Source organism: Amycolatopsis sp. cg13 (genome assembly GCF_041346965.1).
GTDB lineage: Bacteria > Actinomycetota > Actinomycetes > Mycobacteriales > Pseudonocardiaceae > Amycolatopsis.
Map to the genome: position 1 here is coordinate 5,596,334 of NZ_CP166848.1, position 26,397 is coordinate 5,622,730.

General features: G+C 69.5%; 22 protein-coding genes and 1 tRNA gene. 6 read left to right on the forward strand and 17 right to left on the reverse strand.

The genetic code is table 11. From position 1 onward, the window contains the following. The first annotated feature begins 62 nt into the window (after positions 1-62). Positions 63-665, forward strand: a complete 603-nt coding sequence (locus AB5I40_RS25975; protein ID WP_370932640.1) for a TetR/AcrR family transcriptional regulator — start codon at positions 63-65, stop codon at positions 663-665. On the opposite strand, the gene AB5I40_RS25980 is transcribed toward AB5I40_RS25975, so the two are convergent. The 10 genes from AB5I40_RS25980 to AB5I40_RS26025 form a co-directional block, all read right to left on the reverse strand. Then, a complete protein-coding gene (locus AB5I40_RS25980) occupies positions 662-1,756 on the reverse strand; it encodes a DUF4328 domain-containing protein (protein ID WP_370932641.1) in 1,095 nt (364 codons plus the stop codon). The two genes, AB5I40_RS25975 and AB5I40_RS25980, sit on opposite strands and share 4 nt — an antisense overlap. 411 nt (positions 1,757-2,167) lie before the next feature. Continuing rightward, positions 2,168-2,524, reverse strand: a complete 357-nt coding sequence (locus AB5I40_RS25985; RefSeq protein WP_238603641.1) for a rhodanese-like domain-containing protein — start codon at positions 2,522-2,524, stop codon at positions 2,168-2,170. 44 nt (positions 2,525-2,568) lie between these two features. Then, complete coding sequence (locus AB5I40_RS25990) at positions 2,569-4,359, reverse strand: cation acetate symporter (protein WP_370932642.1); 1,791 nt, start codon at positions 4,357-4,359, stop codon at positions 2,569-2,571. A 70-nt stretch (positions 4,360-4,429) separates the two neighbouring features. Next, positions 4,430-4,939 carry a hypothetical protein gene (locus tag AB5I40_RS25995; RefSeq protein ID WP_370932643.1) on the reverse strand — a complete coding sequence of 170 codons (510 nt, stop codon included), beginning with the start codon at positions 4,937-4,939 and terminating at the stop codon, positions 4,430-4,432. A 6-nt stretch (positions 4,940-4,945) separates the two neighbouring features. Next, positions 4,946-5,779, reverse strand: a complete 834-nt coding sequence (locus tag AB5I40_RS26000) for a LytTR family DNA-binding domain-containing protein (protein WP_182893611.1) — start codon at positions 5,777-5,779, stop codon at positions 4,946-4,948. A gap of 85 nt (positions 5,780-5,864) precedes the next feature. Beyond that, the gene (locus AB5I40_RS26005) at positions 5,865-6,710 is read right to left on the reverse strand and encodes a S49 family peptidase (RefSeq protein WP_370932644.1); all 846 of its coding nucleotides are present in this window, start codon (positions 6,708-6,710) and stop codon (positions 5,865-5,867) included. Between the two features lie 18 nt (positions 6,711-6,728). Beyond that, on the reverse strand, positions 6,729-8,033 hold the full coding sequence (locus tag AB5I40_RS26010) for a sensor histidine kinase (protein ID WP_370932645.1): 1,305 nt from the start codon (positions 8,031-8,033) through the stop codon (positions 6,729-6,731). Between the two features lie 730 nt (positions 8,034-8,763). Next, the gene (locus tag AB5I40_RS26015; RefSeq protein ID WP_370932646.1) at positions 8,764-9,624 is read right to left on the reverse strand and encodes an Fpg/Nei family DNA glycosylase; all 861 of its coding nucleotides are present in this window, start codon (positions 9,622-9,624) and stop codon (positions 8,764-8,766) included. Between the two features lie 38 nt (positions 9,625-9,662). Further along, the gene (locus tag AB5I40_RS26020) at positions 9,663-10,103 is read right to left on the reverse strand and encodes a DUF983 domain-containing protein (RefSeq protein ID WP_370932647.1); all 441 of its coding nucleotides are present in this window, start codon (positions 10,101-10,103) and stop codon (positions 9,663-9,665) included. 69 nt (positions 10,104-10,172) lie between these two features. Continuing rightward, positions 10,173-11,843 (reverse strand): zf-HC2 domain-containing protein, encoded by a 1,671-nt coding sequence (locus AB5I40_RS26025; protein WP_370932648.1) that lies wholly within the window; start codon positions 11,841-11,843, stop codon positions 10,173-10,175. 210 nt (positions 11,844-12,053) lie between these two features. Between AB5I40_RS26025 and AB5I40_RS26030 the strand changes: the two genes are divergently transcribed. Continuing rightward, a tRNA-Gly gene (locus AB5I40_RS26030) sits at positions 12,054-12,126 on the forward strand. A gap of 211 nt (positions 12,127-12,337) precedes the next feature. On the opposite strand, the gene AB5I40_RS26035 is transcribed toward AB5I40_RS26030, so the two are convergent. The 4 genes from AB5I40_RS26035 to AB5I40_RS26050 all read right to left on the reverse strand — a co-directional run bounded on the left by AB5I40_RS26035 (position 12,338) and on the right by AB5I40_RS26050 (position 14,687). Next, the gene (locus tag AB5I40_RS26035; RefSeq protein ID WP_370932649.1) at positions 12,338-12,739 is read right to left on the reverse strand and encodes an Imm7 family immunity protein; all 402 of its coding nucleotides are present in this window, start codon (positions 12,737-12,739) and stop codon (positions 12,338-12,340) included. A gap of 26 nt (positions 12,740-12,765) precedes the next feature. Next, positions 12,766-13,275, reverse strand: coding sequence for a DUF2716 domain-containing protein (locus tag AB5I40_RS26040; RefSeq protein WP_370940608.1), 510 nt, complete (start codon positions 13,273-13,275; stop codon positions 12,766-12,768). A gap of 223 nt (positions 13,276-13,498) precedes the next feature. Beyond that, complete coding sequence (locus tag AB5I40_RS26045; RefSeq protein ID WP_370932650.1) at positions 13,499-14,119, reverse strand: hypothetical protein; 621 nt, start codon at positions 14,117-14,119, stop codon at positions 13,499-13,501. 76 nt (positions 14,120-14,195) lie between these two features. Continuing rightward, a complete protein-coding gene (locus AB5I40_RS26050) occupies positions 14,196-14,687 on the reverse strand; it encodes a hypothetical protein (RefSeq protein WP_370932651.1) in 492 nt (163 codons plus the stop codon). 153 nt (positions 14,688-14,840) lie between these two features. On the opposite strand from AB5I40_RS26050, the gene AB5I40_RS26055 reads away from it, so the two are divergent. The 3 genes from AB5I40_RS26055 to AB5I40_RS26065 all read left to right on the forward strand — a co-directional run bounded on the left by AB5I40_RS26055 (position 14,841) and on the right by AB5I40_RS26065 (position 21,509). Further along, positions 14,841-16,532: a hypothetical protein gene (locus tag AB5I40_RS26055; protein ID WP_370932652.1), complete on the forward strand. Its 1,692-nt coding sequence runs from the start codon at positions 14,841-14,843 to the stop codon at positions 16,530-16,532. A gap of 134 nt (positions 16,533-16,666) precedes the next feature. Further along, positions 16,667-17,842, forward strand: a complete 1,176-nt coding sequence (locus AB5I40_RS26060) for a hypothetical protein (RefSeq protein ID WP_370932653.1) — start codon at positions 16,667-16,669, stop codon at positions 17,840-17,842. Continuing rightward, a complete protein-coding gene (locus tag AB5I40_RS26065) occupies positions 17,835-21,509 on the forward strand; it encodes an FkbM family methyltransferase (protein ID WP_370932654.1) in 3,675 nt (1,224 codons plus the stop codon). Before AB5I40_RS26060 ends, AB5I40_RS26065 begins: the two co-directional genes overlap by 8 nt. Positions 21,510-21,530: 21 nt before the next feature. Here AB5I40_RS26065 and AB5I40_RS26070 read toward each other — a convergent pair whose 3' ends face one another. Further along, positions 21,531-22,682, reverse strand: a complete 1,152-nt coding sequence (locus AB5I40_RS26070) for a hypothetical protein (protein ID WP_370932655.1) — start codon at positions 22,680-22,682, stop codon at positions 21,531-21,533. Positions 22,683-22,875: 193 nt separating this feature from the next. Between AB5I40_RS26070 and AB5I40_RS26075 the strand changes: the two genes are divergently transcribed. Beyond that, positions 22,876-24,444 carry an acyltransferase family protein gene (locus tag AB5I40_RS26075; RefSeq protein ID WP_370932656.1) on the forward strand — a complete coding sequence of 523 codons (1,569 nt, stop codon included), beginning with the start codon at positions 22,876-22,878 and terminating at the stop codon, positions 24,442-24,444. 134 nt (positions 24,445-24,578) lie between these two features. On the opposite strand, the gene AB5I40_RS26080 is transcribed toward AB5I40_RS26075, so the two are convergent. Continuing rightward, positions 24,579-25,250, reverse strand: a complete 672-nt coding sequence (locus AB5I40_RS26080) for a response regulator (protein WP_370932657.1) — start codon at positions 25,248-25,250, stop codon at positions 24,579-24,581. Beyond that, complete coding sequence (locus tag AB5I40_RS26085) at positions 25,247-26,368, reverse strand: sensor histidine kinase (protein ID WP_370932658.1); 1,122 nt, start codon at positions 26,366-26,368, stop codon at positions 25,247-25,249. The genes AB5I40_RS26080 and AB5I40_RS26085 overlap by 4 nt, the downstream gene beginning before the upstream one ends. Positions 26,369-26,397: the final 29 nt, after the last annotated feature.

The following is a 26,397-nucleotide window of genomic DNA, read 5'->3' on the forward strand; positions in this document are numbered from 1 at the left end:
TTAGGTCGAACCTAGTTAATGGGTCAAGCACAATTTTAGGTCGGACCTAGTACAGTGACCGGGTGAGCCTCAGGGAGCAGAAGAAACTGGAGACCCGGCAGACGATCTCGGCCGTGGCGACGCGGCTGTTCATCCGGCGCGGGTTCGACCAGGTGACGATCGCCGAGGTCGCGGAGGCGGCACGCGTCGCCAAGATGACCGTGACGAATCACTTCAGCCGGAAGGAAGACCTGGTCTTCGACATCCGGACGGATTTCGTGGACTGGCCCGCGGATCTGGTCCGGGCCGATCCGGAGGCACCGGCACTGGACGCCGTGCGGGACGGGTTCTTCGCCGAACTGGACAAGACGAGCGCGCTGCTCGGGTTCGCCGACGTGTCCTTCGTGCGGATGGTGCGGCAAAGCGAACGTCTCACGTCCGCGCTCCGGGACATGCACGCCGACCGGGAAAACCAGCTCGTCGCCGCGCTGCTCGACCGGCACCTGGACCGCGAAATGCTGTCGCGGACGGCCGGGGCGCACCTCACGTCAGTGCTGCGTCTGCTGTTCGACGACGTCTGGCAGCTGATCTGGCAAGACGTCACAATGGACGACCTGGTGGAGCAGATCCGGAACTCGGCGGCGGTCGCGTTCGGCCAGCTGGAACCGGCGCTCGGCGACCTTTAACGCGCGGCGCCGACCGGCCGCGCGGTCCGCAGTTCCGGCTCCGGCGCGCCCTCGATCTTGAGCACGCGGAGGTCGCGCAGCCGTTCCGGGGCGATCGGCATCAGCAGATGCGAGAACCGGCGGATCACCAGCGCGGTGACGATCGCGAGCGCGGCCGCGGCGAGGTCGGTGAGCGCGACCAGCAGGACGCTGTCCGCCATCGCCTGCACGCCCGGCCGGATGCGCCAGATGATCGTGACGACCAGCAGCACCCAGTTCGCCAGCCACGTGCCCCACCAGCCGAGCACGAGCCGCGAGGGCTTCGGCCGCGCGTCGCGGGGACGGCGGAGCACGGCGTGCTCCAGCTCGCTGACCACGGACAACGCGAGCGGCAGGTTCACGATCGGCACCAGCACGCTCACGAGCACCTGCCAGACCGGCCGCGGCGGCGCTTCACCGGCTTCGTCAGCGGCGGCTTGCCGGGCGACCAGCAGCCACCAAACCGAGAGTCCCGCTGGCAGCAGCGAGAAGATCGTGGTGAGCAGCCCGGCGAGCATCACGAACGCGTCGGAGAACCCGACGACGCTGGTGTTCAGCGCGGAATCGCGGCTTTCGACGAGGAGCGCGTACCGCCAGATCTCCGCCACCGCCGCGATCACCGCGAGGACGGCGAACGTCCAGAGGATCGTCGTGAGGCTCCGCGCGAGCACCGGAATCCGGTCGATCGGCCGGACCTCGCCGGACGCGGTGCCGGGCACGTTCGTCGGGCGGCGCCAGGTGAGATTCGGGAAGCCCCATCGCGGCGGCACCGGATAGGACGGCGGACCGGAGTAGGGCGTCGCGGGCACGGCGCGGCGACGGCGGACGGCACTCGGCGGCGGGGAGGCGACCCAGCGCAGTTTGGCCGCGCGCTTCGGCGGAATCGGCTGCGGCTGTTGCTGAGCCGGTCGGTGGACCGCGCCTTGCGGGGCGGCGGTGAACGGGCGCGGGTACGCCGGATGCGGGTACGCCTGCGCCGGGTACTGCGGATGCGCGGGGTACTGCGGCTGGTACGGATTGGCGAACTGCTGGCCGGGATGCGGCTGCGCCCAGTGGCCGGGGTACGGAGGCATGCCTGGATGGGCAGCACCGCCGGGATACGGCTGCGCACCGGATTGCGGCGGCGGGCCCGGCTGGGCAAAGCCGGTGGGCTGCGCACTCGCGCTGCCGGGCTGAACGGGATACGACTGCGCGGGGCCAGGCTGAGCCGGATACGACTGCACGGCGAACTGCTCGCGCCCAGTCGACTCCGCGTCCGCACCACCAGCCTGGCCAGGCTGAGACTGCGAAGCCCCAGCCGACCCGGCATGGCCCACGCCAGAAGGCTGCCCATAACCCCCCGAAGAACCGCCAGCCTCAACCGGCGACCCAGAACCCGGCCGGGCACCGTCCCCAGTGTCCCCTTCGTCGCGGCCGAAGCCAGGAACGAACGACGCCGGGTCCGCGGACTCCGGCGGCTCGGGAACAGACTGGGCAGGCATCCGTCAGAGAACCTCGGGTTCAGTGTCGGGGTTTTCGCTCACCATGCGACGGCCTTCGCGGGCCCAGGCTCCCATGCCGCCCGCGACGTTGACCGCGTCCCAGCCGCTGGCGTTCAGCCAGGCCGCGGCGCGCGCCGAGCGGCCGCCGGAGCGGCAGATGACGTAGACCGGGTTGTCCTCGGGGAATTCGGCGAGTTCGCCGACGCGCGCGGGCAGTTCGCCGAGCGGGATGTGCACCGCAGCGGGGGCGTGCCCGGCAGCCCACTCGTCGTCCTCGCGGACGTCGAGCAGTGCGACGTCCGCGGGAAGGTCGCGGACTTCAGCGGTCGGAATTTCAGCAGGGCTCACCACAGGTTCCATGCTCCCATGTCATGACGTTGTACGCGTGTGAGGAACGCTAACCGCTATCCCTTGCGGTGTCGTCCCCGGCTGGCGCGCAGCTTCTCGTCGGCCTGGCCGAAGCGGGCGACCGCGCGGTCGCGCATCAGGCCGAGCGGGTCGGGGGCGTGCAGGCGCAGCATGATGTCGTTCACCAGTTCCGGGCGGCCGGACCGGGTCAGCCTGCTCACCACGTAGGTCGCCAGGAACGCCGCGGGCACCGAGATCAGCGCGGGCTGCACGGTGTACCACGGCATCTTGTCTCCGGTGTACTCGCACACGATGTTGTACGCCAGCGCGCCGAGCACCAGCCCGCCGCCGACGACCATCCCGGCCAGCGCGCCCGGCCAGCTGAGCTTGCGCCACCAGATGCCGAGCAGCAGCAGCGGGCTGAACGTCGACGCGGCGAGCGCGAACGTCATCCCGATCGACAGCGAGATGTCCTCGGTGCGGAAGATCAGCGTGAGCACCATCGGGCATATCGCGACCAGCAGGGTCGCGACCCGGAAATCCTTGACCCGGCCCGGCAGCAGGTCCGTCGACACCACCCCGGCCACGCTCACCAGCAGTCCCGAGCAGCTCGACAGGAACGCCGCGAACGCGCCCGCCGCCACCACCGCGGCGAGGATCTGCCCTGGCCAACCCGGCAACACCGCGGTCGGCAGCAGCAGCACGGCGGCGTCGGTGTTGCCGGTGAGCAGCAGTTGCGGCACGTACATCCGCGAGAGCGCGCCCAGCATCGTCGGGAACAGGTAGAACAGCCCGAGCAGCAACAACACGTGCACGGTCGTTCGGCGCGCGGCCTTGCCGTCGGGGTTGGTGTAGAAGCGGACCAGCACGTGCGGCAAGCCCATGGTGCCGAGGAACAGCGCGAAAATCAGCGAGTACGTCTGCAGCAGGTCGGTAATGCCGTTCGACGCCGGATGCAGCCACGCGTCGTTCGACGTGGGCGCGTCGCTCACGATCGGCACCGGCGTGCCCGCGGCGAATTCCAGCGTCGTGCCCGAGGACACCTTGTGCGGCACGAGCGGCGACCAGCGCGCCATGCCGCCCGCGGGACCGCCGTCGATGTGGCCGTGTGCGTAGAAGAACGTCTCGGTGGTGACCTTCACGGTGACGTCGGTTTGCACCGTCACCTTGGTTTCCGACGGAAACACCGGCGGCGCGGGCGCACCGAGCGCACGAAAGCCACCCGGGCCGCCGCCGGAGAAGAAAACCATGCACAGCACGAAAGTCGGCACGGCGATCGCGAACAGCTTGAGCCAGTACTGGAACGCTTGCACCACGGTGATCGCGCGCATCCCGCCGGCCATCACGTTGCCCGCGACCAAGACGATGACCACCAACGCGCCGACCCACGCCGGTACCGGAACGATCTGCGCGAGCGTCAGCCCCGCGCCCTGCAGCTGCGGGACCATGTAAAGAATCCCGATGAACACCGCACCCGCGGTCGCGAACCGGCGCAGCCCGATCGAGCCGAGCCGGGCCTCCACGAAGTCCGGCAGCGTGTACGCGCCGGACCGGCGCAGCGGTGCGGCGACGAAGAGCATCAGCGCGAGATACCCGGCGGTGAAGCCGATCGGGTACCAGGTCGCGTCGGCACCTTGCTTGAGCACCATGCCCGCGACGCCGAGGAACGACGCCGCCGACAGGTATTCGCCGGAAATCGCCGCGGCGTTGCGGCTGGAGCGCACGGTGCGGCGGGCGACGAGGAAATCGTGCGTGCTGGTGGCACCGCGCGACGAACGGAAGCCGAGGTAGAACGTCGCGAAGGCGACCAGCACCAAGCCGGTCAACGTCCACGGGGTCAGCTGCACGGCGTGAATCCTCGCACGACCACACGGTTTGACGACGCGCCGCCACCACGGCGCGCATCCCCCGCGCGGGTCAGTTCTCGATCATGTCGACGAAGTCGCGTTCGTGCCGTTCGGCGAGCCGGTTGTACCAGAGGCCGACGGCGAAGAGGAACGGGAACGGAAGCAGGCCGAGCACGAGCCACGGGATCGGGATGCCGATCACGGTGAACCGCGCGACCGCCGGGAGGAAGTAGAACAACGCGGGCAGCATCCCGAGCACGACCAGCACGAGCACGGCCAGCCACACCGACGTCCGCAACTGCACCTTCACCAGGTCGCGGACCAGCAGTTTTCCCCAGCTGGTCTGCTCCTCCAGCTCGACCCGCCCGCGCATCCGCCCGGACGACTGCCGCGAATCGGCGAGCACCACACGTTCCCGTTTCGGCCGCACGTGCGCGGGTTCGCTGGAGCGCGGAGCGGGTTCGGGAGCCGGCGGCACCGGTTCGACCACCGCGCGGTCCTCCGGCCGCACGCCCAGCGTCGGGTCCGGTTCGCGGACGCCGTTCGAGAGCCGGTGGTAAGGGTCTTCGGGCGAGGACATCGACGGCTAGCCGCCCCGGCCGGAACCGACGATGCGGTCCTTCAAGGCCCGGGTGTGCCGCCTGCTGACCGGCAGGACTTTCTCCTCGTTGCCGATCACGACCTGGTAGCCGCCCTGGCCCATCCGCATTTCGGTGATCAGCGGCAGCGCGACCAGGAACGACCGGTGGATCCGCACGAATCCGGCCTTCTCCCAGCGTTCCTCCAACTGGGCGAGCGGGATCCGGACCAGGTGGCTGCCCTCGGTGGTGAACAGCCGCGCGTAGTCGCCTTGGGCCTCGACCCAGCGGACCGACGAACGCGGGATCAGCTTCGTGGTGCCGGCGAGTTCGACCGGGATGACCTCGTCGTCGTTCTTCACCGGCTCGGCGCCGCCCTGTCCGGCGGGCGGACCCGCGACCGTGGCCAGCTTCTCGCGCACGCGCGCGACGGACCGGTCGAGCCGGTCCTGCTGGAACGGCTTCAGGACGTAGTCGACCGCGCCGAGGTCGAACGCGTTCACCGCTTCCTCGGCGTGCCCGGTGACGAACACCAGCACCGGCGACGGGTTCATCGCCGCGATCACGCGCGACATCTCCATCCCGGACAGGCCGGGCATGTCGATGTCGGCGAACACGGCGTCGACCGTCGGCAGGCCGCTTGCCCGCCGGGCAGCCAGTTCCGGGTCGTCGTGCGAGAACAGCCGCAGCGCGTCGGAGGCGTCCGAGGCCTGGAAAACGCGGTGGATGTGCGGGTTGTTCTGGAGTCCGTGGCTGAGTTCGTCCAGCCCGGCCAGCTCGTCGTCCACGGCAAGGACGATGAGTTTCCGGGTGTCGTCGTGAGCACTCACAGTGAGACGCATCCTGCCGATTGCGAGGTGCATTGTCCAGACCCCAGCCGAGAGAGCCGCTTGTGAGTGGCGTACCGGAGTCGCCGCTCACCAGCTGTCACAGCCCGAAACGCGACCAGGCCGCCTTCGTGGTGACCGCGTCCAGCAATGCGCTCGCCGCCGCCGGAGCCCCGATCCCGAGCCGCGCGAGCAGCGGTTTCTTGGGCTCGGCCACGGAAATCTCCGCGCCGGGGTACCGCTTGGTGACGATCTCGCGCAGCGAACCGAGCCCGTCCACGAGCCCGAGGTCGACGGCTTTCTGCCCGAGCCAGACGTCTCCGGTGAACAGATCGGTGGAATCGGTCAGCCGGTCGCCGCGGCGTTCCTTGACCCATTCGACGAACAGTTCGTGGAGCTGGCTGTGCATGCTCTTCAGCCACTCGACGTCCTCGGGCTTCTCCGGGCTGAACGGGTCGAGCCGCGATTTGTTCGCTCCCGCGGTGTGCAGCCTGCGCTCGATGCCGAAGCGTTCGAGCAGCCCGGTGAACCCGAACCCGCCGCTGATGACGCCGATCGAACCGACCATGGACGTCCGGTGCGCGTAGATCTCGTCGGCCGCGCACGCGAGCCAGTATCCGCCGGACGCGGCGACGTCCTCGGCGAACGCCAGGACCGGCACGCCCTTCTCGTCGGCCAGCTGCCGGATCCGCTCCGCGACCAGGCCGGACTGCGTCGGCGCGCCGCCGGGCGAGTTGATCTGCAGCGCGACGGCCTTGAGCCGGTCGTGCGCGAACGCCCTGGTGAGCGCGGATTCGACGGCACCGAGGTTGATCGCGCCGCGGGCCAGCGGCGACGGCGTCGGCGTGATCACGCCGTGCAGCTTCACGACGGCGACCACGTCCTTGCGGTCGCCCCGGTCGCCGAGCACGGGAAGGCGGGAAGTCAGCTTGTCGGTCACGCTCATCTGCCCAGGCTAACCAGTTCAGTGCGCGGGCAGCATTCCCGAACGCGAGCCGTGCACTCCGTCGGGTTCCGGTTCGGGCTCGACCGGCGCGGGCGGCTGCTGCGGGACGTCGGCGGAGTAGTCCGGCATGTTCGGCCGCACGCCGAGCTTGAACTTCGGCACCCGCAACGCGACCTTCATCCCCGCACCCGGCGCGGTTTCGACGGTGAGCGCGTAATCCTCGCCGAATACCTGCCGCATCCGCTGGTTGATGTTGCCGAGCCCGACGTGCGCGCCAGTGCGGTGCGCGTTGCGCAGGTCGGTGAGCTGCCGCGGATCCATGCCGATGCCGTCGTCCTCGACCGTGATCAACGCTTCGTGCCCATCGTCCCGCGCGATCACCGTGACGCAGCCACCGCTCGGCTTGCTCGCCAGACCGTGTTTGACGGCGTTTTCCACCAGCGGCTGGATGATCAGGAACGGCACCACGACGCTCAGCACCTCGGGCGCGATCTTCATCCGCACCTCGAGCCGACCGCCGAAACGAGCGTTTTCGATGGTCAAGTACCGGTCGATGTTGCGCAGTTCCTCGGCGAGCGTGGTGTACATGCCGGAGGTGCGGAACGAATAGCGCGTGAAGTCCGCGAAGTCCTGAAGCAGTTCGCGCGCTTCCTCCGGGTCGGTGCGGATGAGCGCGGAGATCGTGTTGAGCGCGTTGTAGACGAAGTGCGGCGAGATTTGCGCGCGCAGGGCTTTGATTTCTGCCTGCTGCAACTGATTGCGCGACTCCTCCAGCCGCGCGAGCTCGAACTGCGTGCAGACGAATTGCCCCACGGCTTCAGCCATCTGCACCAGCTTGCCGCGCGTACGCCCGACCACGATCAGCGTCGCCTCAGCCTCGCCCTCAACGAGAATGGGAACGATGGCGGCGGTCTTCATCTTGCAAGTGCCCCGGTGATTGCAGGGCATCTTGTTGTGATCAGCGACGGCGCGCCGATGCTTGCGCAACGCGGTGCCGATGTCCTCGACGACGTCCAGATAGTGATCGGTGGCCTCGCCCGCCCAGGACAGCAGCGTGCCTTCACTGTCCGTGATACCCACGGCGAGACAATCGAGCACCTCGAGCAGCTCCGCCGTCATCCGGTTGGCGGCCTCCTCGTCGAGCCCCGCCCGGAGGTTGGGCGTGGCCTTGGACATCCGGTGGACAGCCTGCAAGACGGCGTCCTGGATGACGCCCTTGGGCCGGCGCGCCCGGAAGGCGAGGACCAGCACCACGATCACCAGGATGCCGACCAGGGCCCACGGGACGACCAGCGCATAGGGGAAGTCGGACACGACGTCCATGCTCTGCGCTCGACCGACCGGGTGCAAGGTCTGCTTCCCACTTTCTGTCCAGTAGCGACGCCGAGAGTGGCCAAACCCTACCGTCACTCCCGGTGAGCGTGAGGATCTTGCGCCATTCGAGTGGTGGCGGTGGCTGTCGGTCGCTGGAGAGTGGGGTGAAGGGACCGTTCATGACTACGGATGGTTAAGGGTGAGGGGTCCCTTCATTGCTTTGCTAGTGCGGATGAGGGTTCTTGGGAGGTTGCCCTGCAGGGGGCCCCGCTTGCGAGCCAACTTGGCTGAAGATCGCCGGGGATCGGAACGCTTCCCGCGAAACCAGCGGGGGACTTCGCGCGAGACCGGCCAGGACTCTTCCCCGCGAACCAGCGGGACCTTTCCGTGAGACAGGTCGGGACTTCCCGCAAGGCCAGCGGTAGGTCGTGAGGGACCCCCTCACGGACTTGGCTTCCTTTAAGGAGCCTTCACGCTCTCCGCCGCACCGCACCCAACGCTCGAGGCACCCAGCCCCTCCCACCAACCAACCGCCACTGGTGCACCCGCTATCGAAGCACCCAGCCCCTCCCCCGCACCCCGATATGAAGCGTCCCTGCGGTCTGGGGGTGCTTGTCAAGGCATCTTTCCCGCCTTGACAAGCACCCCCAGACCGTCAGCACACTCAAGCTTCGGGGTGCCCCACGCAACCACCGTGCGCAATGTCGCCGCCAGGCGACGAGCCGCACGCCAACAAGGACTACTTCAACAACCGAGACATCCGCCGATCAGCCAACGGCTTCCCGCCAGTCTGACAAGTCGCACAATACTGAAACGACTTATCCGCAAACGAAATCTCCCGAATAGTGTCCCCGCAAACCGGACAAGGCAGCCCAGTCCGAGCATGCACCCGCAGCCCAGACCGCTTCTCCCCCTTCAACCGCGCAGCCTTCTGCCCCACAGACCGCGAGACCGCATCAGTCTCCACCTCGCGAATCGCCTCGGCCAAAACCTCTAGAGCGCCCTCGTCCAACTTCCCCACAGTCGCATAAGGCGACAACTTCGCCCGGTGCATGATCTCGTCCGAATAAGCGTTCCCGATCCCCGCGATCAACGACTGGTCAGTCAACGCCCACTTCAGCCGAGTCCCCTTCCCCTGGAACAACTCCCGCAACTGCGAAGCATCAACAGCCAGCGCGTCCGGCCCCAGCCGGGCCACGCTCGCCACCTCGGCAGGATCCGCGACGATCCACACCGCCAGCCCCTTCTTCGTCCCGGCCTCGGTCAGATCAAAGCCAGGCCCGGAAGCCGACTCCAGATGCACCCGCAGCGAGATCGGCCCCTTGCCCGGCTTCAACGGAGCCGGAGCCAGCCCGTCCGACCAGCGCAGCCAGCCAGCGCGCGCCAGGTGCACCACCAGGTGCAGATCGCCAAGGACGACGTCCAGATGCTTCCCGTGCCGCGTCGCGTCGGTGATCTCGCGGCCGTGCAGCTCGGTATACGGCGGCATCGCGGTCTTCAGCACGCTGAGCGACGCGACGTCGAGCCGGAAAACGGTGCTCCCCACGGCGTGTTCGCGCAGGTGATGGGCCAGTGCTTCGACCTCGGGCAACTCGGGCATGGCACCAGTCTCGCGCGCCTGCCCGGTTCCGGCCAGGCCTATTCGACCGGGTGCAGCGGACCGTCGAAGTCCGGCAGGGAATGCCGCTGGATCGTCTTCGAGATCCGCTTCACCTCGCCGGACACGGTGAACATGCCGCGGATCGTGCCGACCCAGCGCTCCGACGGCCGGTCGCCCGCGACGTCGCCCTCAGTCTCGGCGACCACCGTCCACGGGCGGCGCAGGATCCACCGCAGCGGGAAGAACAAGATCACCAGCAGCAACGCGAGCAGCACCCACGCCGGCACCTTGACCACGTCCGGTGTCCAGACCACCAGCGCGATCACCAGGAACCCCATGACCACGATCATCGCGATGCCAGGTCCGTAACTCCCTGCGACGTCGTGCTCGAAATCGTCAGCGGTGGCGGGAGCCCGCCATTCCATCTGGGCACGGACCACCCAGTCGCGGCCGTCTTCGCCGCGCACCAGCCGGTTCATCCTGTTGCCTCCCGGGCGACGTCGAACTCGGTCAACGTTACCGTGACCGTGCCGTCGAGCGCGAGGTGCTCACTGAGAGTTACTGCCGGTTTGCCGGGTTTTGGCTGTTCGGGAGCTTGCGTCCGCTGAGGAATCGGCCGAACCGGTGACATCGTTCCCGGACGTGGAGTCCGTCCTGGACGACTTGACCGGCTCCGCGGACTTGGCAGAACCAGTCTGCTTGACCGGTTTGCCGGGCTTCGGTGTCTTGGCCGACTTCGAGGATTTCGGGCAGCCGGACGACTGCGGAGCGGCCGACGAGACGTGCCGAGACCCGGTCTGCGTCGGCGTCGTCGTTGTCGTGATCGACGGCGGCAGGTACGAATCCGGCGACGGCACGTACGACGAGGGCGGCGGCGCGTACGTCGAACGCGTGTCGTCCGTCGTCGTGCTCAGCACGCCGGGGCTGGACGAGTTGGTGGACGTGTCCAGATCCGACCGCGACTCAGTGCTCGACGACCTGCTCGTCATCGGCGAGCCGGAGTGGCTGCTGTCCTGACCTGGCAGATCGTCGCGCGGTGTCGAACCAGCCGAACCCGATGTCGTCGACTGCTCGTCGGAGACCGGCGGCTGCGCGGCTGGCATACGGGGCACCTCGGCCGCGCCCAAATGCTGCGAAGCACCCGGATGGACCGCCCCGCGCGCCGGCCGCGCGCTTCCGTACAGCTTCCCGGAGATGATCCGCGGACCCTGCTGCACCGGCGGCGGAGGCTGCTCCGGCGGCTGCAACGCCAGCTCCGGCGCGCCCCCGCCCAGCCCCACGTTCTGCATCGGATGCGTCCCGAACACCAGCGGACCGGCGGTCAGGCTCACCGCGCCCGCCGCGGCGGTCGACGCCAACGCCAGCCCGACCTTCACTTTCGAGCCGAACACCACGCTCTTCACCGTCGCGAGCGCGCCGCTGACCTTCCCAGCCCCGGCCAGCGCCGGAACCGCGAGCACCAGCACCCCGGCATGCGCCCGCAGCGAGGAGCACACATCCCGCAGCTCGTCCTGCGTCGCCCGGCACGACGGACACCCCAGCAAATGCGCCTTGATCCGCTCCGCCTCAGCGCCGGTGACACTGCCCGCGGTGAACCCGCCCAGCTTCTCCACCACCGCCCGGCACGTCTCCGGACCGCGATTCACCGACAAATGCGCCTGCAGATACGCCGCCCGCAACCCCTGCCGCGCCCGCCGCGCCAACGCCGCCGTCGCGTTCGCCGACAACCCGAAATGCGGAGCCACCATCGACGGTTGCTCGCCCTCGACCTCGGTCTGCCACAGAACCGTCCGCCAGCGCTCCGGCAAACTCGTGAACGCCGTCGTGATCAACGTGTGCTCGGCCGTCCGGGCAGGCGTGTCCACCCCGGCGCCCGCGCGGAACGTCAGCTCGTCATCAGTCACCGGCACATCGCGCCGCGCCCCGTGCCACTCCCACGACACCCGCCGCGCGACCGTCAGCAGATAAGCCCGGATGTAATCCCGCGGACCCGCACCGCGGCGCAACGCCTGCAGCACGCGGAAGAAGGTCTCGGCGGTGATGTCCTCGGCTTCAGAGCGATCGGAGGCAAGGCTCTGCGCCAATCTGCGCACCGCCGCCGCATGCAGCTCGAACAACTCTCCGAACGCGGCGTCCTCGCCGTCGCGCAGCCGCTTCAAAAGTGCCTGCTCGTCGGATTCCGAGGCCGCTGGTGGCGGCGCCGTGCCCAGCTCGGTCATCCGGCAAGGCACCTCCTCCCCCGAAGGACTCACCACTGAAGTCGATTGGGGACACCATACGGAGCAGAGCGCCCGTCGTCACCCCTTGTGCGCTCGACGTGACGCGCAAGCACCGCATCTCAGCAGGTCCACGCATATGTCGGGGCCCCCGAAAGTGTCACCGAGGCGACGGTATAGAGTGTGTTCAACACCGAGCACCAAGCGGTTAACGCGGATGTAGCGCAGCTGGTAGCGCATCACCTTGCCAAGGTGAGGGTCGCGGGTTCGAATCCCGTCATCCGCTCAGGTTCCGAAGGGCCCGTATCCACAAAAAGCGTGGATACGGGCCTTTCGCCATATCACCCGGGGGCCGAGCCCCCGGACCCCCACGGTGCCACCGGCTGCGGTTGGGTGGGCGGTGCGGTTTGCTTGCTGCGCAAGCAAAACTGCACGGGTGAGTTATCCCGCGAAGTGGACTTCGGGAACCCGCGCTGGCTTTGGTTGGCCTTGGCCCGTTATAGCTCGTAGGTGTCTAGGGCTGTGGGGGCTACTGGGGACAGGTGCGGGTCTTTTTGTTCCGTTATTTGGCCTCTTGCCATTCGGTATACCTGGAAGGCGTTGTCGTGTTCCGGGTGCTGGTCGTCCCAGATGTGCAGGAGGCCGTAGGAGCCGGGAGCCAGTTCGCCGACTCGGGCGAAGGTTTCCAGCAGTTGCGGGGTGATGGCTCCGCCGTGTTTGTCTAGACCACCCAGATGGAGCATGGGCAGGCCCGCGCTCCAGCGGAGGTCGACCAGGTCCAGCATCGTGGTGTTGTGCAGGGAGCGGTGGACTCGCTCGACCATGCGCTCCAGCAGAGCTGCGTCGTCGTCGCCCGTGGTGGTGGCGGCGATGGTCACCCAGCCGTGGTATTCGAACACGTGCCAGACGGTAGCAGCGGCGGTGCTCAGCGAGTCAGCGCAGAGGGCTGGCCGTCCCGGCGCAACTGGTTCGTGAGGATGCCGTCCGCGTGCTTTTCGACCGCGGGGAGCAGTTTGTCGCCGAAAACGCACAGGGTGCGCTCCCACGGGTGGCCGAGCGTGCCGTAACTGAAATCGGCGGCGAGGAACAGGTGGTAGTCGCCGCGCGGGAAGACCGACACCGGCCAGGCCGCGTTCTGCTGCATGCGGTGCGGCCAGAACTTGAACGACTGGTGCTGCCAGTGCAGGACCCACAGCCACTCGTCCTCGGCGGTCGTCTCCTGCAGGGCGGCCAGCACCACGCGGGCCACGTCGTGCTCCTCGACCGCGTACGGGCCGAGGCGGAACTCGGCCGAGGCGCGGTCGTACTCGCCGGTGGAGAGATCCCAGGCCGCCGACGGGCGCGGCTCATGGAAACCCGGCCAGTCGTGCGCGAAGGTGCTCGGCCAGAACCTGAGCTTGTCGTGCACCCAATACCAAGCGGGTTCGTCAGCCACTCGCGAGAGCGGCTCCCAGGCTGCAGCAGCGTTCACTTGTCGACCTCGAAGTCATCGGCCGGGCTCGAAACTGCCGAAAGCTTCGTGTCCGGGGCCGGGATTGTCCAGTCCACCGGAGCCGAGCGCCAAGCTGTCACTCGACCGGGTGGCCTGCGGACCGGGAAACACCGCCCGGTCCGCAGCTACCTCTACCCCACGCCCCCGTCAGTCATGCACGCAGCCGTTATGCGGCGCGCCACAGCGTGACGAAAGCCGACGCCTCGCTGAACGCCCACGGCCGCAGCCGCTCGCGGTCTCGTGCCGACAAAGTGAATTCTTTCGCCCGGCGCACGTCCACGACCAGCGCTTCCCCGCCCGGCAGCAGATCCGGCATGCCCTCGGTGAGCAGCCACAACGCGAGCTGCGCGGCGTCCCGGGTGAGCGGCTCCTCCTTGAAGTAGAGCCAGGTGGCGTACTTGCGGCCGTTCGACTTCCGCAACCCCAGTTGCGGGCTGATGCCGATCTCCAGCTCGCCGAGCTCGAACTTCGCCCGCCCGACCTCCACCAGCTTCGGATCACGCCTGCCGAGATAGCGCAGCCAGCCCTCGGCGATGGCGGCGTAATGCGGCCGGGTGCGCTCGTCGGCGTTGTTGACCAGCGCGCGCATGGCCACCTCGTCCTGCCGGGCCGCCCTTCCCGCCCGGACCGCGTTCGCCGCGCGCCGGTAGTAGTTGAACGCCGCCCGGGCCGGGTCCTCGTACAACCGGCGCTGCCTGCGGACGAACGACGAACGCGACGGGCCCTTGCTGGCGCTGTACCCGACGAACGTGGGCAGCGTGACGTATGCCTGCTTCGAACTAGTCATGGGCGGCCGCCTTCCGGTGGATGGTTTCCCCAGTACACGGCCAATTTTAGAACATATGTACGACAGTTTTCGCCGCTTAACGGGTGACGGGCGGCCATGGACCGGCGAGTACCGCCCGCGCCTGCTGCAGAACCTGTTGCTCGCAGTAGCTGACCGGCGTGACGTCGGTCGGGATCCAGGTCGCGAGCATCGCCAGCCACTGGCGCAGTTCGGAGAGCGCGGCCGGGTGGCCGAGCCGTCCGTCGAAGGCTTTGACGCTCTTCGCCGCTTCGGCGAGCGGAACGTCGCCGCGCACCATCTCGCCGAGGTGCTCGCCGAGCAGCTGCCATTGGGCAGCGGTGGCGTCGGCCGGGAGTTCGATGCCCAGCTCCTCGACCACGTGCGAGAAGGCGGCGGAAACCGCCTGGTGGTCGCGGTAGTCGAGAGCGGCGAGTGCGGGCAGGGAGGGCGCGTCGAGGCCCTCGCCGACGGCCCGCGCCCCGGCCTCGACGAGTTCGGCAGCGGTGATGTCGAGACCGGCGAGCCGATCCACGGCAAGGGCGGCGAGCGCACCGCGCGCGGAGGACATGCCCCGATCGTAGGAGACGCGGCGGTTTCCCCGGCCGGAGCGCGAAGCGGGTGCCTGATCTGGGCAGATCTCGGCTGATCTTGTGCACCTGAGCCCCACGGAGCCGGGGCGCGTGGAACACTGTCGCCCGAACCGGTGACAGGGGGTTGCGTGATGAGCTGGCAGGAAGAGCTCCGGCGCTTGGACGCCGAGTTGGCCGCCGGCCGCCTCGGACACGCCGAACACCGCCGCCAGCGCGACGAACTGCTCGCCGAGGCGTCGGGCGGCGGGACGGCTTCGCCAGTGGCGTCGCCGTTGCGGCAGGACGCGCCGTCGGCCAGCGGGTCACCCACCTGGAGCACACCGGCCGCCCAGGCGACGCCTGCCGGATCGGGCGGCCAGGCATCGGCCGAGCCGAGCACTCCCGCGCCGAGCGCCTCCGCCGAGCGCGACGCGGCCACCACGCAGGTCGTGACGACGATGACGGAGCACGAGCCGACGACCACGCTCCGGCTGGGACCAGACGGCGCTACTCCGCCGGTCACTCCGCCCGGAGGCACCACGGCACCGGCGCAGCCCGCCGCCAACTCGGCAGCCTCGACCAGCCCAGCACCATCGGCTAATCCGGCGGCCACGACCAGCCCGGGCCCCTCGACCACCCCAGCGGCCACGACCAACCCCGCGGCCTCGACCGGCTCGGCGCCCTCGACCAACCCGGCGGCCTCGACCAGCCAGGCAGCGCCGTTCTTCTCCCCGCCGCAGAGCCCGGCCACGCAGCCGCCGAGCCAGGCCAGCCCGCCCCCGCCGCATCAGCCCCAGCAGCAGATGCCCGCTCAGCCGGGAACCTGGCCGGGCGTCGCTCCCGTGCAGTGGCACACCCCCGGACAACCGCAGCAGCCCGGCCAGCAACCGGGCCAGCAGCAACCAGGCCAGCAACAAACGGGCCAGCCGGTCGCCGGATGGGCCAGCACCAACCCGGCCATGCCCGCGCCGGAACCGCCCGCGGTCGAGTCGTTCCTGAACTCCGCGGCGGCGACCCAGACGACCCAGACGACCCCGGCGTCCGAGAAAACCCAGCCCGCCTTCTCGCACACCCCGGGCACCCCGTTCTCCACCGACCGGCCGACCACCGCGCCGAGCCCCGCCGACGACCGGCCCACCGCCGTCTTCGGCGCGATCCCGGCGAACGGCAACCAGCCGGAGCCGCGCCGGCTCTGGGAGGACGACGCCAAACCGCGCCGTTCGAAGCCGACCTGGCTGTTCCTGTCGCTGGCCGTGCTCGTGGTGCTTGCGCTGGTCGTCGGCGGCATCTGGTTCATCGGGAACAAGAACGACTCGAACGACACGACCGCGCAACCGCCCGCCGCGTCGTCCGCGCCGAACACCCAGCCGCCCTCGCTCGAGGACAAGCTGCCCGCGCTGCAGGGAACGCCGAGCCCGGAAAACTCGACCATGGCGCTGGACAAGGCGGTCCAGGCCAAGGCGGTTTCCGACGCCGACGCGAACCTCATGCGCGCGGCGGGCGCGGACCAGCTCGTCTACCACGCCTACGGCAGCCCGGACGGCGGCACGACACTGGTCGCCGTCCCGACGCCGTCGAAGGCGCAGGCCGGGCAGCTCGTCCAGGGGCTGCGGCAGAACCTCGTCACCGGCGGGTTCGACAGCACCCCGCTCGGCCCGGCGGCCACCGACCTGCTCTACACCGGGAGCAGCCCGGCCGGACGCGTGCTGGCCTTCTGGTACACCTCCGGCGGCGTGTCGGTCGGCATCGGCGTGTCGGGGCCGGTCGGCCAGGATCCGGCGGCGCTGCGGTCCCGGATGGAAGAGATCCGCGCGAAGGTCGCGGCCGCGCTGCCCGCGAGCTGAACGCACCCCGGCGCACAAGGCGACCCGCCAGGTCACGTGGGGTCGCACCCGTGCACAATGTCCACGTCGTCACACACAATCGGGTAGCGACGACGCATTGACCGTCGCCATGCCGACAGATAAGGGGGGCCCTGGTGTCCTGGCAGGAGGAGCTGCGCCGGCTGGACGAGGAGCTCGCGTCAGGGCGACTCTCCGCGGACGACTATCGCATCCGGCGTGATCAGGTGCTGTCCTCGGCTGTCGGCCAGCAGGACCAGCCCGCCCCGCCGCCGCAGAGCCAGAGCGCGGACTCGACGCAGGTGATCGCCCCGGTCAGCCCGCCGAGCGGCGTGCCGCAGCAGCAGCCGCAGGCTCCGCAGCAGCCGCCCGCCGACGGCGGCGCCGAGCGCACCCAGGTCGTGCAGTCGTGGCAGACCCAGCAGCCGCCCGCGGACGCCGGTCCCGAGCGCACCCAGGTCGTGCAGCCGCAGCAGCACCAGCCGCAGGCGCACTACTCGCCGCCCGGCGGGTTCCCGCAGGGCGCGCCCGCCTCGCCTCCCGGCGGCTTCCCGCAGCAGCCGTGGAACGCGGCCGAGAGCGACCAGACCCCGCCGTGGGGCGGCGGCGACCTTCCGCCGCTCGGCCCGTCCGGGGGCGACTCCGAATGGGTCCGCCAGGGTCCGGAGTACTTCAGCGACAAGCCGAAAAAGAGCAACGGCAAGAAGATCGGCGCGATCGTCGGCGCCGTCGTCGTGCTGGCCGGCATCGCCTTCGGCGCGTACTGGCTGTGGGGCCGCGACAGCGGAGGCGGCGGCACCGAGCAGACCACCGCGCAGCACTCGCAGAGTTCGGCCGCGCCGAAGCCGCCGGACCCGCTCGGCGTCGCGACCATGCCGGGCAAGGCCGAGACGCACGATGACATCACGTCGTTCTCGCAGGTCGACACCCTGCAGTACCTCAACCCGCAGGAACTGAGCGCCTACCAGGCGGCGGGCGCGTCGAAGGTCAAGTTCGTCGTGTACCACCTCGAAGACGGCAACCTGATCACGCTCTTCCTGGCACAGGCCAGCAGCCCGACCGCGGCGAAGACCGCGGCCGAGAAGCTGATGGAGGTCCAGACGACGAACGGGGCCAAGCGCGACACCACCGCCCCGAACGGCGTGTACGCGACCGCGATCGACGCGAAGGAAGGCCAGTCGGCCCAGTCGCGCGGGCACTACGCGCACGGCAACGTGATCGTCCGCGTCGAGGTGTCCGGCAAGGGCCAGACGAAGACCGACTTCACCACCGCGCTGAACCAGCAGCTCACGGTGCTGACCGCCGATGCCTGAGCCCGGTACCACCGCCTGCACGATCGTCGCCCGCAACTACGTGCCCGCGGCGCGCGTGCTGGCCCGGTCCTACCTCGAGCACCATCCGGGCGGCCGCTTCGTCATCGCGGTCATCGACGCCCCGCGCGAACAGTCGGACCGGGCCGGCGACGGGCTCACCGTCGTCGGCCCGGCCGCGTTCGGCATCGACCAGGACGACTACCTGCGGATGGCGACCGCGTACTCGGTCACCGAACTCGCCACGTCGGTCAAGCCGTACCTGCTGCGCGAGCTGCTGAAAGAGTCCGAGGCCGCGATCTACCTCGACCCGGACATCGAACTGTTCGCGCCGATCCCCGAGGTCGCCGAACTCGCCAAGAAGCACGACATCGTGCTCGCGCCGCACTTCCTGACCCCGTTGCCGCAGGACGGCATGGAGCCGGACGACGCGGTGATCATGGGCACCGGCATGTTCAACCTCGGCTTCATCGGCGTCGGCCGCGGCGCCGGGCCGTTCCTCGACTTCTGGGCGGGCAGGCTGCGCCACGACGCGATCGTCGCGCCCGAGCAGCAGCTGTTCACCGACCAGCGCTGGGTCGACCAGGTGCCGTCGCTGTTCCGGCACCACGTGGTCACCGACCCCGGCTTCGACGTCGCGTACTGGAACCTCCACGAGCGGCCGATCGGCCGCGACAAGGACGGTGCGCTGACCGCGGGCGGCGCGAAGCTGCGGTTCTTCCACTTCAGCGGTTACCGGCCGGAGAAGCCGTGGCTGCTCAGCTTCCACTGCGCGCGCAAGCCGCGCGTGCTGCTGTCGCACAACGACGACCTTCGCGCGATCTGCGATTCGTACGGCACGAAGCTGCGCGAAGCCGGGTACGCCGAGTCGCTCGACTCGATTCCGTACGGCTTCAAGGATTTCCAGGACGGCACGCCGGTGCCGAAGCTCGCGCGGCGCGTTTTCCGCGAGGGCTGGATCAAGGCCGAGCGCAAGAAGAAGCCCGCGCCGCCGCACGCCTACGCCGAGGACGGCGGGCTCGCGCTGCGCGAATGGCTCGCCACGCCGGAGGACCAGGGCCAGGCCGCGGCCGGGCTGAACCGGCTGACGCACGCGATCTGGGCGTCGCGGATCGACCTGCAGATGGCGTTCCCGCATCCCTACGGCGACGACGCCGACGCTTTCCGGCACTGGTGCACCGGATCCGGTGTCTCCGAGGCCGGGCTGCCGGAGTGGGCGCTGCCGTCCGAACCGGTCGCCACCCGCCCGCCGCACGACGAGTTCGGCGTGAACCTGCTCGGCTACCTGACCGCTGAGCTGGGTCTCGGCGAGATGGGCCGGATCGTGCTCGAGGCGATCGAAACCGGCGGCGTGCCGGTGGCCACGGTGCTCGAGGAGAAGGCGGTCTCGAACCGCACCGGCATCGAACGGCCCGCGACGGTCGGCGATCCGCGGTTCCCGGTCAGCGTGTTCGCGGTGAACGCGGACCAGACCCGCACGATCCTGACCAACCACCCCGAGGTCGGCGCCGGCCGCTACCGGATCGGGCTGTGGGCGTGGGAACTCGAAGATTTCCCGCAGTGGCAGCACGAAGCGTTCGGGATGCTGGACGAGGTCTGGACGGTCAGCGACTTCTGCCGTCGCGCGTTCGCCGAGCATTCGCCGATCCCGGTCAAGACGATTCCGGTGCCGGTGCGCGATCCGGGCGAGCCTTCACCGCCCGCGCGCGACAAGGGCGAACCGGTGCGATTCCTGTTCGCCTTCGACTTCAACAGCGTCGCGGAGCGCAAAAACCCTTGGGGCGCAGTCGAAGCGTTCCAGCGGGCGTTCCCGGGCCGGGAAGACGTCCGGCTCACCGTCAAGGCGATCAACTCGAAGCTGCACCCGCAGGCCGCCGAACGGCTGCGCGCGGTGGTCCGCGGCGACGACCGGATCGAACTGATCGAGCGCTACCTCAGCGTCGCCGAATTGCACGAGCTGTACGAGACCAGCACCGCGTACGTTTCGCTGCATCGCAGCGAGGGCTTCGGGCTCACCGTCGCCGAGGCGATGGCGCGCGCGATGCCGGTGCTCTCCACGGATTACTCCAGCACCACCGAATTCCTCGACGCGTCCACCGGCTGGCCGATTCCGTACCGGCTGGTGCCCGTCGGCGACGGCAACTACCCATACCACGCCGACGCGGTCTGGGCGGAGCCCGATCTGGACGCCGCCGCGGCCGCGATGGTGCAGATCGCCGACGACCCGGCCGAGGCGACGGCCCGCGGCAAGCGCGCGAGAGAGGTCATCCTGCGCGAGCGGTCGATGGCGACCGCGGCCGAGTGGATGCGGCGCGAGCTGGAGCAGGCGCACGCGACCTGGCAGGAGCGGCAGCGCACGGCGGCACCGCCGCCCCAGCACCCGCTCAGCCCGCTGGAGCAGGCGACCGAGGCGTTGCGCTGGCGTCCGGAAGCGAGCACGCCGTCGAGGCTGCCGCTCGCGCCCGCGCTGCGCAAGGCCGTGCTGCGCGCGATCGACCACTACGACGTGCACCAGCGCAACGTGCTGGGCGCGCTGCTCGCGGCCACCGAGGAAAGCAACCGGCGGTTGCTGGACCGGATCGAAGGCCTGGAACGCAACGTCGACGAATCCCGCCGGGCCGCGCTGTCCACGCGCGCACTCGGCGAACGGCTCGAAGCGTTGCGCGGCACGGTCGACGAGCTGCGTCGCCAGTCCCCGGAAACCGAGCTGGCACTGCGCAATCTCGAAGCGGACGTGGCGAAGCTGGCCGAGGGCTACGACGGCGTCGGCGCGGAGGTCGAAGCCGCCGCCGGGACCGTGCACAAGATGTTCGCGCGCCGCGACGAACGGCTCGACGCCGACGAGAAGGCCATCCAGCGGGTGACCCTCGACGTCAGCGCGATGCGCGACGCGGCCCGGCTCCGGCACGCTCCCGTGCCGCGCGGGGCGGACGTCGTCCAGTGCGACGTCGGCGCGCTGCTGATGCCGATCGACGAGGTCATGCTCCCGTGGATCCTGTTCCACCGGTCTTGGGAGGACAGCGAGGCCGAGCTCATGGCGTCGCTGGCGGACGGCGCGTTCCTCGACATCGGCGCGCACGTCGGCTACCACACGCTGCGGCTGCTGCGGGCCACTCCGGACGTGACCAGGGTGATCGCGGTGGAGGCCGACCCGGTCAACGCCTCGTACCTGCGCCGCAACGTCGAGGTCAACCTTCCCGCCGCGGCAGGCGAGCTCGTCACCGTGGTCGAGTCGGCCGCGTGGGACGAGCCCGGCACCGTGCACCTGGCGCAGGCGACCCCAGGCAACAGCGGCGACAACCGCGTCACCACGGACGGTTCCGGCGTCGAGGTCCCGGCGGTGCGGCTGGATTCCGTGCCCGAGGTGACCGAGCAGCGGATCAGCCTGGTGAAGGTCGACCTGCAGGGCCGCGACCACCGCGCGCTGGCGGGGCTGGCCGAGGTGCTGCGCCGCGACCGGCCGCACGTCGTGTGCGAGTTCGACCCGGGCGCGATCGCGGAGCTGGGCGACGACCCGGCCGCCGTGCTCGCCGGGTACCGCTCGCTCGGCTACACGCCGAAGGTGGTCACCGACGACGGTCCGGCCGACGAGGTGCTCGAAGACCCGGCGATCATCGCCGCGGCCAAGGCGGACGAGAAGGAATTCGTCACGCTCTGGCTCGCGCCCTGAGCTGATCGCGCACGTGGCGGCTCAAGGCGCCACGTGCGCGATGGTCAGCAAAAACGCGCCGTACCAAGCACTTCCGACGGTGATCACCGGCAGCAGCACGGCCAGCACCCGGTTGGGCAGCTTCGCCAGCACGAGCGCGACCGGCACGGTCAGCACGAACGCCGGCAGCAGGAAACGCGCGCGGGACTGGAAGAAGTTCGACGAGCACAGCGCGATCACCACGGTGAGCGTGCCGTAGATCTGCCACGGCAACGGCAGCCGCGTCGCCCAGGTCCAGAACTGCAGCACCACCGCGGCGAGCACGACGAGCGCGGTCACGGTGATCCAGCTGGCCTCGTCCGAGGTGAGGCCTTCGCGGACCTGGGTCCAGGTGAAGACGCCGAAGTCGAAGTGCATCTGCCACGCGTTCTGCAGCCAGAACCAGCCGTCCGGGCGGCCGGTCTGGATCCATACGTAGCCGAGGTAGCCCAGTAATCCGAGCGGCGCGAGCAGCCCGCCGACCCACGGCCGCCAGCCGTCGCGGCGCTGGAAAACGGCGATGAGCGCGGCGACGGCGACCGCGGCGATCAACGCGCCGGAACTGGCCCGGGTCAGCCCGGCCAGCACCGCGAACCCGCCCGCGACCAGCCATTCGCGCCGCGCGAGCATCACGAACGTCCAGGCCACGAGCGCCATCAGCAGCGATTCCGAGTACGCCAGATGCAGCGCCGTCGACCCCGGCCCGATCGACCACAACACGGCGACCAGCAGGCCCACGCGCGGTCCGGCGAGGTCGCGGCCCAGCACGAACAGACCCCACGCGGCCGCGCATCCGGCCAGCAGCGAGATCGTCATCCCGGCCACGATCGGCGGGATCCCGACCAGCGTCAGCAGCGCCACTGTCGCCGGGTAGAGCGGGAAGAACACCAGGCTGTTCTCGACCGGCAAACCGTCGGTGCCGAGCGTGATCGGCTGGTCGTAGCCGTGCTGCGCGACCGAGAGGAACCAGTTCGCGTCGAAGTTGTCGATGAACCGGCCCGGCGACACGTCGGCCTTCCAGCTCATCATCCACAGCACGCCGAACGCGACGACCTGGAACAGCAGGTAGAGGCTGATCGCCGGGGCGGCTTGGCGGAACGCGGCGCGCAGGGTCGGCGAACGCTCGACGGCTCCGTCGAGACTGGACTGCTGCACGCTCCCCGAACTCCTGAACACCTAGCGCGAAACCGGACGAATTCCTGCCTGATCGTACCTGGCGGCCGCATAATCCGAGGCCAGAACGGGTGTTGTGACTTATCCCCCGCTTACCGCCAATTGCGGGGAGTACCTCCGGGCCGGGGGTGCGAGGCGGTAGCCTTCACGACGTTGCCGGTAGCGGAAGACGGGGGTGATCACGCTGGCCGAGCCGGATTCCGCTGCCTTGGCCGAGCCGTCGTCCGCACCGCCGAAGAAGACCCGGATCGTCTTCATCGACATCGGGCGCGGCCTCGGCGCGCTGCTGGTCTTCTACAGCCACATCGCCCATCCGTGGATCATCGCGAAGAACGACAAAGCCCCGTACGTCGACTTCATCGAGGCGCTCACGAGCGATCCGATGCACATGTCGAAGCAGGGCATCGGGCAGATCGCGGTGCCGTTCTTCTTCCTGGTCAGCGGTTTCGTCGTGACACCGATCGCGCTGCGCCAGGGTACCGGGCGATTCGCGCTCAACCGGTTCATCCGCGTCTACGCGCCGATGCTGTTCGTGGTGCTGCTGACGGTGTTCCTGCTGCTGGTGAAACTGCACCCGCCGTCAACCGGGCAGGCGCAGACGCTGAACCCGCTCACCGTCTTCACCAACACCACGCTGGCCAACTACCTGATCTTCCCGCAGGTCGTGCTGGTGCCGGTGGCCTGGACGATGATCGTCGAGGTCATCTTCTACCTGCTGCTGATGGCGGTGCTGCCGCTGCTGCGCCGGTGGGTGTGGCTCGGGATCGCGGTGGAGCTGACGTTCGTCTTCGTGGTGATGATGAGCCGGTCGCAGTTCGGGCCGTCGTGGTCGCTGTTCGCGGTGAACGTCTCGTACCTGCCCGCGATGCTGATCGGCCAGATCGTCTGGGCGACGACCAAGAAGCAGATCCCGCTGTGGACGGGCGCGCTGTACGGCGGCTGCGCGTGGTCGCTGTACGTGCTGGCGGACGTCATCGACGTCGGCCGCGTGGACAGTTCGTACAACCTCGCGCTGGCCTTCGCCGTCGCCTGCTTCCTGATGGGCATGTTCGCCGAGGACCGGCTGAAGCAGCGCAAGATCTGGACCATGCTGTCCGAGCGCAGCTATTCGATCTACCTGCTGCACATGCTGGTCACGTTCGTGCTGCTGCAGTTGCTGCGCCCGGCGGTGCCGCTGCCGATCGCCCTGCTGATCGTGATCCCGGCGGTGTTCGGGGTGGTGGAGTTCAGCTACCGGTTCGTGGAGCGGCCGAGCCACTCCCTGGCGCGGCGGTTGTCGCACCGGCCGAAGCCGCCTCCGCCCGCGCCGGAAACGCCCGAACCTCCGGTCGAGCCGCCGGTCGAAACGCCGGGGGAAAAGACTCAGCTCGTCGACGACTCCGAAGTGACCCTCGAGATCCCGAGGATTCCCGCCGACCCGACGCCGCCGCGTCGTCCGGCGCCTCGGCCGCGTCCGGTGCCGAACGGGCGGATGCCGAGGAACGGCGCTCCACCGCCCAACGAAGCTCAGCCGCGCACGATGGCCCCTCGGGCGAACGGCGGTGCGCACCGGGCGCGTCCCGTCACCGAATCAGGCGTCGACCGCACCGCGGAACCGCCGGTGCGCCGGCCGATGCCGCCGCGCCGGCGGCCGTCAGCTCCGCCGGAGCTGCGCTACCAGCCGGACCAGGAAAACCAGGGCCAGCGCGGCGACCAAGACGATCTCCCACGCCACCGGGACTCCTTCCGCCACACCCCTCGCTGAGAAGTGATGCTCTTCCTGTAGGGCGTGCGAGGGTGGGAGGGCGTTCACCGACACGGCGTAACTCACACTCCCGGCTTAGCTCATCAGTGCGAGACCTCGTGAGTGTTTATGCCGGTTCTAACCGGGATAAACACTCACGAGCCGCGGCGCGGGGTGACGAGGCCGGATTCGTACGCCAGCACCACCAGCTGTGCCCGGTCCCGAGCGCCGATCTTGGTCATGATGCGGCTGACGTGCGTCCGCGCGGTCGCCGTGGAGATCACCAGGTGGGCGGCGATTTCGTCGTTCGACAACCCGCCTGCGACCAGCGCCAGCACCTCGCGTTCGCGTTCGGTCACCTCCTGCACGGCCGAGGTGTCGATCCGCCGGTGCTCCGGCCGTCCGACGATTTCGGCGATCAACCGGCGCGTGACGGTCGGGGCGAGCAGCGCCTCCCCCGCCGCGACGACGCGCAGCGCGTGCAGGAGCTCGACCGGTTCGGTGTCCTTCAGCAGGAAGCCGCTGGCCCCGGCGCGGAGTGCCTCGTAGACGTACTCGTCGACGTCGAAAGTGGTCAGGACCAGGACTTTCACCCCGGCGAGGTCGGGATGCGAGGTGATCCGGCGGGTCGCTTCGAGACCGTCGGTGCCGGGCATCCGGATGTCCATCACGACGATGTCCGGCCGGTGCTCGACCGCCTGCGCGACGGCCTGCTCGCCGTCGCTCGCCTCGCCGGCCACCTCGAAGCCGTCCTCGGTGTCCAGCAGCAGCCGGAATCCGGCGCGGACCAGGGCCTGGTCGTCGGCCAGTACGACGCGGATGGTCATTTCTCCCCCTCCACGGGCAGTTCCGCCCGCACCTGGAAACCCTGCCCGGTGACGCTCGCCTCGACACCGCCGCCTAGCGCCGTCGCGCGTTCCCGCATGCCGCGCAGCCCGTGCCCGGGCGTCGGCTGGACGGTGCCGCGGCCGTCGTCGCGCACGATCAGGACCAGCGTGCCCGGCTTCCGTTCGAAGCGGACCTCGACGCGCTGAGCCCCGTCGGCATGCCGGACGACATTGGTGAGCGACTCCTGCAGGATCCGGTACGCCGCGCCGTCCACCGGTGCGGGCAAATCGCCGGCTTCGCCGTGCAGTTCGACTGCCAGCCCGGCGGCGCGCGCGTGGTCAAGCAGCTCTTCGACCTGCGCAAGACTCGGCGCGGGCGCGCGATTCTCGCCGGAACGCAGCACCGCGAGCGTCGCGCGGAGGTCATTGAGGGCGGACGCGCTGGCTGCCTTGATGTTAAGCAGCGCTTCCTTCGCCTCCTCCGGTCGCCGATCCGCGACGTGCGCAGCGACGCCCGCCTGGACGTTGATCATGGCGAGGCTGTGTGCGACGACGTCGTGCACCTCGCGTGCGATGCGGAGCCGCTCCTGCTCGGCCATCCGGTGCCGGTGCTCGTCGGCCTGCTCACGCCGGGCCGCGACAGCCGCGAACTGGAACCGGACCGCGGTCGCGATGCCGATCACGGCGGCCATCCACACCACGGCGAACAGCGCCGAGACACTGATGGCAAACGTTTGCGCGACGACGATGTGGGTCACGTACGCCGCCACGAGGACAGCCGCGCCAGTGCTTCCGGCGACCACCGGGCCCTTCCGCCGAGTGAGCACGAAGAGCGCGACCGTGGGGACGATGATCACCGGCCCGCCCGGCTCGGGCGACAGGTAGTACGCATACGCCGAGGCCGCGGTGAGCACGAAGAGCGGCAGCGGGTAGCGGTGGACGAGCAGCAAAGTCAGCACGGTCGCGGCCAGCCACGCAGCACCGAGCGGGCTCAGCGGATGCGGAGCGTGCTGCCAGCGACCGGACGCGCTGGAGCCGCCGAGCACGAAGGCGAGCACCACGAAGGTCCGGAACACCCGCCCGAACCACGGGTTCTGCGCCCGCCACCAGTAGTGCATGGAGCGAAAACTACCGGGGAAGGCGGGCG